The sequence below is a fragment of the Halobacillus sp. A1 genome, from assembly GCF_024189295.1.
Lineage (GTDB): Bacteria > Bacillota > Bacilli > Bacillales > Halobacillaceae > Halobacillus_A.
The window spans coordinates 116,993-126,418 of sequence record NZ_JAIZEN010000010.1 but is presented as its reverse complement, the minus strand read 5'-3'; the positions used below and the strand labels follow the sequence as shown (position 1 = coordinate 126,418).

Annotated in this window: 8 protein-coding genes and 1 rRNA gene; all 9 read right to left on the bottom strand. The window is 42.6% G+C overall.

The features are described from left to right. Positions 1-73: ribosomal RNA gene (locus LF817_RS12375) — 16S ribosomal RNA — on the bottom strand; the annotation flags it as partial. Positions 74-442: 369 nt separating this feature from the next. Beyond that, positions 443-1,924 (bottom strand): lysine--tRNA ligase, encoded by a 1,482-nt coding sequence (gene lysS / locus LF817_RS12370; protein ID WP_253936133.1) that lies wholly within the window; start codon positions 1,922-1,924, stop codon positions 443-445. Positions 1,925-2,426: 502 nt separating this feature from the next. After that, entirely contained in the window at positions 2,427-2,924 is a 498-nt protein-coding gene (folK, locus tag LF817_RS12365) for a 2-amino-4-hydroxy-6-hydroxymethyldihydropteridine diphosphokinase (protein ID WP_253936132.1), read from the bottom strand. Continuing rightward, positions 2,917-3,285 (bottom strand): dihydroneopterin aldolase, encoded by a 369-nt coding sequence (gene folB / locus LF817_RS12360; protein ID WP_253936131.1) that lies wholly within the window; start codon positions 3,283-3,285, stop codon positions 2,917-2,919. The genes folK and folB overlap by 8 nt, the downstream gene beginning before the upstream one ends. Then, the gene (gene folP / locus LF817_RS12355) at positions 3,286-4,110 is read right to left on the bottom strand and encodes a dihydropteroate synthase (RefSeq protein WP_253936130.1); all 825 of its coding nucleotides are present in this window, start codon (positions 4,108-4,110) and stop codon (positions 3,286-3,288) included. A 106-nt stretch (positions 4,111-4,216) separates the two neighbouring features. Then, a complete protein-coding gene (gene cysK, locus LF817_RS12350; protein ID WP_305882238.1) occupies positions 4,217-5,146 on the bottom strand; it encodes a cysteine synthase A in 930 nt (309 codons plus the stop codon). Between the two features lie 156 nt (positions 5,147-5,302). Next, positions 5,303-6,184: an Hsp33 family molecular chaperone HslO gene (gene hslO, locus LF817_RS12345; RefSeq protein ID WP_253936128.1), complete on the bottom strand. Its 882-nt coding sequence runs from the start codon at positions 6,182-6,184 to the stop codon at positions 5,303-5,305. Positions 6,185-6,187: 3 nt separating this feature from the next. Next, the gene (locus tag LF817_RS12340) at positions 6,188-6,982 is read right to left on the bottom strand and encodes a type III pantothenate kinase (protein ID WP_253936127.1); all 795 of its coding nucleotides are present in this window, start codon (positions 6,980-6,982) and stop codon (positions 6,188-6,190) included. Between the two features lie 331 nt (positions 6,983-7,313). Next, complete coding sequence (gene ftsH / locus LF817_RS12335; protein ID WP_253936126.1) at positions 7,314-9,386, bottom strand: ATP-dependent zinc metalloprotease FtsH; 2,073 nt, start codon at positions 9,384-9,386, stop codon at positions 7,314-7,316. Between the last annotated feature and the right edge of the window lie 40 nt (positions 9,387-9,426).

Genomic DNA, 9,426 nt, shown 5'->3' with positions numbered 1-9,426 from the left:
TCCTGCGCTCGACTTGCATGTATTAGGCACGCCGCCAGCGTTCGTCCTGAGCCAGGATCAAACTCTCCATAAAAGTTAGTTTGACTTGCTCATTTGCACACCGAATGTGCTTGTTTTACTTCCTTCTTTAACAGAAAGAAGACTTGACGTACTGGTTGGTTCGTTCAGTTTTCAAAGATCAAATGTTGTTTGCCGCTTCAAAACAGCGACTTAATTAATATATCACGGTGTAAGTTTTAAGTCAACAACTTTTTTTCCGTTTAATTATTAATTATGTGTTTCGTTTGCCGCCCGCTCTTTATGCGACGCTTATTAATATATCACGCATCCAAGGGCACATCAAGACTTTATTAATTAAAAGTTTTTTCTGACATTTGTTCATTAAAAAACAACTCCCTTCCTAATGGAAAGTGGCCGTTAGGAAGGGAGTTTGAGCTTTTCATTATTTGTTTCTCATTTGTGGGAAAAGGAGAACATCACGTATCGAAGCTGAGTTTGTTAACAGCATGACGAGACGATCGACTCCTATACCTAAGCCCCCTGTTGGCGGCATTCCGTATTCCAGGGACTCCAGGAAATCGTCGTCCATCAGGTGTGCTTCGTCGTTTCCTTCTTCGCGTTCTTTCAATTGACCTTCAAAACGTTCACGTTGATCTATCGGATCATTAAGCTCAGAGAATGCGTTAGCGTGTTCTCTTCCTACAATGAACAACTCAAAGCGGTCAGTAAACCGGGCATCTTCCGGATTCTTTTTCGCTAGAGGTGAAATTTCGATAGGGTGGCCATAAACAAAAGTAGGCTGGATTAGTTTTTCTTCTACCTTTTGCTCAAAAAATTCATTCACGATATGACCAAACGTCATAGTTTCCTGAATCTCGATGCCGTGTTCTTTAGCGAGAGCTTTCGCTTCTTCATCACTCATCTCTGTCCAGAAATCTACACCAGTGTACTCTTTGACCGCATCAACCATATGGAGACGTGTCCACTCAGGCTCTAAATCGATTTCCTGATCATCATACTGTACTTTTGCCGTACCAAGGACCTCTTTAGCAATATGAGCAATCAAATGCTCAGTCAAGCTCATAATATCGTGGTAATCTGCATAGGCTTCATACAGTTCGATCATTGTAAACTCAGGGTTATGACGAGTGGAAATTCCTTCGTTACGGAAAACTCGTCCAATTTCATACACCTTTTCCATGCCTCCGACGATCAGCCGCTTCAAGTGCAGCTCAATCGCAATCCTCATATAGAGTTCCATATCCAGAGCGTTATGGTGAGTGACAAAAGGACGTGCAGACGCTCCGCCGGGGATGCTGTGCATCATTGGAGTTTCTACTTCTAAGAAACCAAGGTTATCTAAGTACCTGCGCATGGATTGAATGATCTTACTGCGCATCACAAAAGTATCTCGGCTTTCAGGATTAGTGATTAAATCCAAATAACGCTGACGATAGCGCTGCTCAACATCTTTTAAACCGTGGAACTTCTCAGGTAAAGGACGAAGAGATTTCGTTAAAATCTCGAATTGATTCGCTTTTACAGAAAGTTCCCCTACATTCGTTTTAAACATTTCCCCCGTTACTCCAACGATATCTCCAATATCTGCTGATTTAAAGATTTCGTAAGCCTCTTCTCCGATTGCATCTTTACGAACATACAATTGAATTTGCCCGCTTAAATCCTGGACATGCGCAAAGCCGGCTTTACCTTTTCCTCGCTTCGTCATAATTCGACCAGCAATTGTGGCAGGAATCTGCTTCTCCTCTAACTCTTCTTTAGTAAATTCATCATATTGAGCAGTCAATTCTTCAGCTAAAGCCGTTCGTTCGAATTTACTTCCAAAAGGGTCGAGTCCCTTCTCACGATATGAATTCAACTTCTCCCGTCTCACCTGCATTTGGTCATTGAGTTCTTCGGACATGATCATCACTCCATTCTTATAAAAGTTTTTATATAAAACGCTGGTTCCGAAAATAAAAACTGCCAGCAGACGACTGGCAGTATTGTAACTATCGTTTAGTATAGAAAAGTCCTTCATAGGTGTCAACGGCCAGTACGCTTATGATACCTTTATACTCTCTTCTACATAGTCAGCGAATTCATAAAGAATTCCAAACATTTTTTCACTAGTTTCCACTGCGTTGATACGATTACATAGAAGGCCGTTGCCTTTTAGACCTTTTACATACCATAATGTGTGCTTACGCATCTCTATGATCGCTACTCAATCCCCTTATCACTGACCACTTCGGCACCCAAATTCTTTAACCGTTAGGCAAAAGTTAAATTACAAGCGCCGGCCACCTGAGCCAATACGACCTGTTTAGAATTTCGATTTCCTCTATTTGAAACATGGTGCAATCCATTAAATAAGATTTAATCCCAATCTATGTTCTGAATTTACTTGATAAAAATGATTGCTGTCAGTCTCGCTTCCAAATCCGAACCTTTTTCAATTCATCCTTCGGCATTCGGGCCACAATTTCCTGTGCCTGTTGATTGACCGATGTAATATGGACAGCGGGATTCAATTCTGCTAAAGGCACCATCACAAATGCTCTTTCATGCATATGAGGATGCGGAATTGATAAACGTTCATCTTTAATATTTTCTTGATTATAGAGTAAAATGTCAAGGTCTATTGTTCTAGGCCCCCATTTAACCACTCGTTTTCTCCCTAATTCCCGTTCAATCCCCTGACAGTAATCAAGCAGGTCCAGAGGACTGAGCTCCGTTTCTGCCTCAACTACCATATTTAAAAAGTCATTTTGATCAGTATACCCAACAGGGGCGGTCTCATAGATTTCTGATTGTAGGGTGATTATAATTTCTTTGTGCTGCTTCAATTCTTCAATAGCGTCGGCTAAGTACTGGTGACGTTCATCTAAATTTGATCCTAATGCAATATAGACCTTAGTCATCTTTTCGACTCCTGTATATATCGATAGCCACTGATTTGTAATGTCCGGGAATCGGAGGGTCAGGCTTAGTTACTTTTACACGACAAGCATCTAATAAATGAAATTGCTGAAGCAGCTCGCCAGCCAGATTCTCAGCTACCGCTTCAACTAAATTCTTCGGCTCGCCTTCAACTATAGATTTAGCCGCTTCGTAAACATCCCCATAATTGATCGACTCGTCCATATCGTCTGATCCACCTGCTGGTTTTAAATCAAGTTCCAACTCCAGATCCACATAAAATCTCTGCCCTAATTTATTTTCCTCAGGAAAAAGTCCGTGATATCCCCAAAATTCCATTCCATTTAAGTTGATTTGATCCATTTATTTTGTCCTCCCTATCATGGCATCCATCATTTTAGTCATACGGGTGATCGCTTTAACATCGTGCACCCTTACGATTTGGACACCTTTCGCTATACCTAGACAAACTGTTGCTCCTGTACCTTCCATTCGCTCCTCTACAGGCAAATCAAGAACTTTCCCTATAAAAGACTTCCGTGACGTGCCTAATAATAAGGGATATCCTAACTCTTGAAACTGATCGAGTTCTCTCATTACAAGTAAATTATCATCTGCATTTTTTGCAAATCCTACCCCAGGATCAAGGATAATATGCTCATCCTGGACTCCTGCTTGCTTAGCGATCTCAATGCTTTCGCGCAAATCCTGTTTCATATCTGCAATCAACGAGTTGTAATCTTTATTATTCCGATTATGCATTAAGATAATCGGAACATTATGACGTGCGGCCACTTTTGCGATTTCAGGGTCGGCTTTTGCTCCCCATACATCATTGATGATCTCTGCCCCGGTTTCAATTGCCTTTTCTGCCACATCCGACTTGAACGTATCAATGGAAATAGGGATTGAAATTCGTTCTTTGAGGGCATCAATGACAGGCAGGACTCTACCCAGTTCCTCTTTTGCAGAAACGGGCTTATGACCAGGTCGGGTAGATTCTCCGCCGATATCAATAATATGCGCCCCATCCTTTTCCATTTGCACAGCCTGCTCAATTGCCGCCTCCACATGTGTAAACCTTCCTCCATCTGAAAAAGAATCCGGAGTGATATTTAAAATTCCCATCACTATACTTTCTTCTTCCAATCTATACGTTTTACTTTGAGTCACTAGTTTAAAACACATAAAAATCCTCTTTTCGCTCAATGATTATTTCCTTATTTTACACCATCCTCCCTTTAAAAAACAAAAAAGCTGTGCCCTTATAAGAGCACAGCTTTTCTTTATCTCATTATTCTTCTTCGAATTGGTAAAGAGGTGTCGACAAGTATCTTTCTCCATTACTAGGAATGATCGCTACCACTTTTTTACCTTTTCCTAATTCCTTAGCTATCTTTTTAGCAGCGTGGATGGCAGCACCTGAAGAAACGCCTCCAAGAATTCCGTCTTTTCTTGCAGCCTCGCGAGCAGCCGCGTAGGCTTCTTCTGTAGACACCTGCTCAACTGCATCATAAATTTCTGTATTCAGAATTCCCGGTACGAATCCAGCACCGATGCCCTGGATTTTATGAGGACCAGGATCTCCGCCGGATAGGACCGGGGAAGCGTCCGGTTCCACAGCGTAAATTTTAATTTCTGGATACTTTTCTTTTAGAACTTTACCGGCTCCGGTAATGGTTCCACCTGTACCGATTCCTGATACAAAAGCATCCAGCTGATCGCCCATTTGTTCAACGATTTCAGGACCTGTCGTTTTTTCGTGAACAGCCACGTTCGCCTGATTATTGAACTGCTGAGGCATATAGTAACCATGCTGCGTTTGCAGCTCTGAAGCTTTTTTGATTGCACCCTTCATACCATCCGCACCTGGCGTTAGTACAAGCTCTGCTCCATAAGCACGGAGTAAGTTCCGGCGCTCCTGGCTCATCGTATCCGGCATGACAAGCACTGTACGATAACCCTTAGAAGCAGCGATCATAGCAAGACCAATTCCTGTATTCCCACTTGTCGGCTCAACGATCGTATCTCCATCTTTCAAGTCACCAGATTCTTCGGCAGCTTCAATCATAGATAAAGCGATACGGTCTTTAACAGAGCTTCCCGGGTTCATAAATTCCAATTTCAAATAAATGTCCGCACTGTTTTCATCTGCGCTTCTGTTCAGTTTCACCATAGGGGTCTGCCCTACTAATTCACTTACATTATTAGCTATTCTCATCATTTCACTCCTAAAACCAAGTATTTTTATAGGATTTAACTCTAATGTACGCAATCAGGACAATATTGTCAAACGATTCTTTCTATTTAAAACGTTTCCCCGACAAAAGAAGAGCGAAACAAGTGGGGACTGGATTCGCTCTTCGGAGAATGGGTTATTTTATTGCTGTGAGCTCGATTGCAGCTCTTTTAAATCTTTTTCATCAAAGTTATAGGCTTCGTTGCAGAAATGACATTTCGCCTCTGCGCCTTGATCTTCTTCAATCATTCGTTGTATTTCTTCGTCTCCGAGGCTTGAAATTGCCATTTCCACTCGCTCTCTTGAACAATGACAATTGAACTCTACAGGCATAGTATCAAGAATTTTCAGTTGATCTTTGCCGACAAGAGCTTCCAATATCTCTTCAGGTGATTTACCGTCACGGACCATTGTGGAAATCGGCGGGATTTCCGTTAATCGCTTTTCAATGGCGCTCGTCGTTTCATCATCAGCTCCAGGCATCATTTGAATAATGAAACCGCCTGCTGCAAGAATGGTATGGTCTGTATTTACGAGCACGCCTGCTCCTACTGCAGAAGGCACTTGCTCTGAATTTGCAAAATAGTACGTGAAATCTTCGCTGATTTCACCGGATACAATCGGCACTTGCCCTGTAAAATGGTCTCTCATCCCTAAATCCTTTACAATGCTGAGAGTTCCGCTTGTCCCTACCGCTTGAGCTACATCCAATTTTCCTTTGTCGTTCAGATCAAAATCGACATGAGGATTTTTCAAGTAGCCCCGCACCTGCCCTTTAGGGTTCGCATCAGCGATGATCGCTCCGATAGGTCCATCGCCTTCTACTTTGACCGTAAGTTTATCTTCTCCTTTCAGCATAGCACCCATCATTGTGCTGATCGTAAGAGTACGACCTAATGCTGCAGATGCGGTAGCCCAGGAGTCCTGTCTTCTTCTAGCTTCTTCCACAGTTTCAGTTGATTGGATAGCATAGGCACGAACTTGACCTTCATACCCGATAGCACGCACTAAATAGTCTGACATAAATCATCCTTCTCCTTTGAATGCTTGATTATCTTTGTTGTTTTGATATATTTTGTTCAACCCTTTTAACGTTAAATAAGGATCCACTACATCAATTGTTCTGGACTCATCCGCAATCAGTGTAGATAACCCTCCAGTAGCAATGACTGTCGGAGTTGAACTCGAGTTCTCTTTCATTCTCCGAACCACTTCATCGACTTGACCGACATATCCATAATATACACCAGATTGCATAGCTTCAACCGTGGACGAGCCTATTACATTATCCGGGTTCTTGATTTCGATCTTCGGGAGCTTAGCTGCTTTAGCATATAAGGCTTCCATTGAAATATTGATCCCGGGCGCAATCGCTCCTCCTACATACTCCCCGTTTTCATTTACATAGCAATAGGTAGTAGCTGTACCAAAATCTATGATGACGAGGGGTGTACCATATTCTTCAATTGCCCCTACGGCGTTTACAATCCGGTCAGCACCAATCTCATTGGGATGAGGATATTTCATAGCCAGCCCGGCATCAACTTTATGCTCACCGATAATCATCGGAGATTTCTTAAAATAGTAACGGGACATCCGCTCAAGAGAAAACATGATAGGAGGTACAACAGAAGAAATAATGACTCCGTCTATATCTTGAAAAAATAAACCCTCATGCTCGAACAAGGACTTGATCAGCATTCCATACTCGTCTTCTGTTTTATATCGATCTGTTTTAATTCGCCATTGATAGTTCAATTCATTGTTGTCGAATACGCCCAGCACTGTATTTGTGTTTCCCACATCAAGTACAAAAATCATACATAGAGCCCCCTGTTTCATTTCCTTCGGCTTCCATCATATCACATGTAAGCGTAACGATGGGAAACCAAACGCTTGGTTCAGGAAAGTAAATAGCAGCCCAAACATCATTTTCAAATGTGACTAACCTACAGAAAAATCAAGGGCTTGAGTCACGTATATTAAACCACTTAACGATATGTTAAAAATTAATAACACCGTTCTGATCTCCCGCTTGTTTCTCAACCATCCAAGCTCCATCTAATGGGCCTGCCAATGATGTAAAACCAAAAAAAGGCTGTCCATAAAAGTCTGTTTTTAGACTTTTAGGACAACCCCTTTTAATCATTCATTACGTGCGTTTATTGTCGTCTGACTCGTCCTTATCCTCTTTTTGAGAATCAGGAGTTTTTTCTTCTGAATCTTTATCTTTACTTGTAGACGACTCTTTTTCATTGTTTTCGTCTTTCGCTTTCATATTGACACGTACAAGATTATCGTTGTTCTCTTGACGCTCATCAATTTCTTTTTGCTCCTGTTGATTAGCTTTAAGCTGCTTATTGTTTTCAATAGCAATTTCTTCAAGCTCTTCGTCCGTCGGCAGGCGTCCTTTATTGAAAAGAGATTCAATTTGAGTAGCATCCAGCGTTTCCACTTCTAACAGTGTATTTGCTACTAGCTCAAGTTTATCTTTGTTTTCAGTCAGGATTTCCTTCGCACGAGCATAGCTGTCCGTGATGAACTTCTGTACTTCTGTATCAATATCATATGCGATCTGGTCACTGTAATTTTGTTCGTTTTGAATATCGCGGCCTAAGAAAACTTGTCCGCCGGAATTTTGACCGAATTGAAGCGGTCCGAGCTTCTCACTCATTCCATATTCAGTCACCATCTTACGAGCGATGGACGTGGCACGCTGGAAGTCATTGTGAGCACCAGTCGATACTTCACCGAACATGATCTCCTCAGCTACACGACCACCTAGTAAACCGGTGATCTTATCAAGCAGTTCTGGTTTTGTCATGAAGTAACGATCTTCACGAGGAAGCATGACTGCATATCCGCCTGCTTGTCCACGTGGAACGATGGTCACTTTATGAACCATATCTGCATCGTCAAGTACCATACCGATTATCGTATGACCACTCTCGTGGTGCGCCACGATATTGCGTTCTTTCTTCGATATGACACGACTCTTCTTCGCAGGTCCTGCAATGACACGGTCAATGGCTTCGTCCACATGTTCCATTTCAATGCTCTTACTGTCAGAACGCGCAGCAACTAGCGCCGCTTCGTTCAGCAAGTTCTCAAGATCCGCTCCTGAAAAACCAGGTGTACGAAGAGCGATCGTTTTTAGGTCGACATTATCAGATAGAGGTTTATCTCTAGCATGAACTCCAAGCACAGCTTGACGCCCTTTCACATCTGGACGATCCACAGTGATTTGACGGTCGAAACGTCCCGGACGCAATAAGGCCGGGTCAAGAATATCAGGACGGTTAGTTGCGGCAATCATAATGATTCCTTCATTAGCACCGAAACCATCCATTTCTACAAGAAGCTGGTTCAGCGTCTGTTCACGTTCATCGTGACCTCCGCCTAAACCTGCGCCACGCTGACGTCCTACAGCATCGATCTCATCAATAAAGATGATACATGGAGCGTTCTTTTTCGCATTTTCGAAAAGGTCACGTACACGAGAAGCACCGACACCTACGAACATTTCCACGAAGTCTGAACCACTGATGGAGAAAAACGGTACGCCTGCTTCTCCGGCGACAGCTCTCGCAAGTAGTGTCTTACCTGTACCTGGTGGTCCTACAAGCAGAACCCCTTTAGGAATACGGGCACCAACAGCTGAGAATTTACGAGGGTCTTTCAGGAAGTCAACGACCTCCACAAGCTCTTGTTTCTCCTCATCTGCACCTGCCACGTCTTTGAAACGAACTTTCTTCTTCTCTTCGCTGTACATCTTCGCTTTACTCTTACCAAAGTTCATGACACGACTACCGCCGCCCTGAGCCTGGTTAAGTAAGAAGATGAACAGGATGAATATAATTACAAAAGGAATGATGGATGTCAGTACAGTCACCCAAACACTCGGCTGCTCTTCTTCTTCAACTGTTAAAATACTTTGTTCTTGAGCCAACTGGCTCACGTCTGTAACAATTTGATCGTTAGCAGGAATTTTCGCTGTGAATTGTTCTCCTTCTTCACTTCCAGCTTCGGAACCTGTGATACGAATTACTCCATTGACAGGCTGCATCGTCATTTCTTCGATTTCACCGTTGTTCAATTTATCGTAAAATTCGTTCACATTCAATGTTTGTTCTGGCTCACCTTGACCTCTGAATAGACCGACTACGCCGATTACTACGAGGAAGATCAGTAAGTAAAATATGGTGTTACGAAATATCCGGTTCATTGCCTACCTCCTCCCAAGCGAGAAAAACTATAGTAAATGT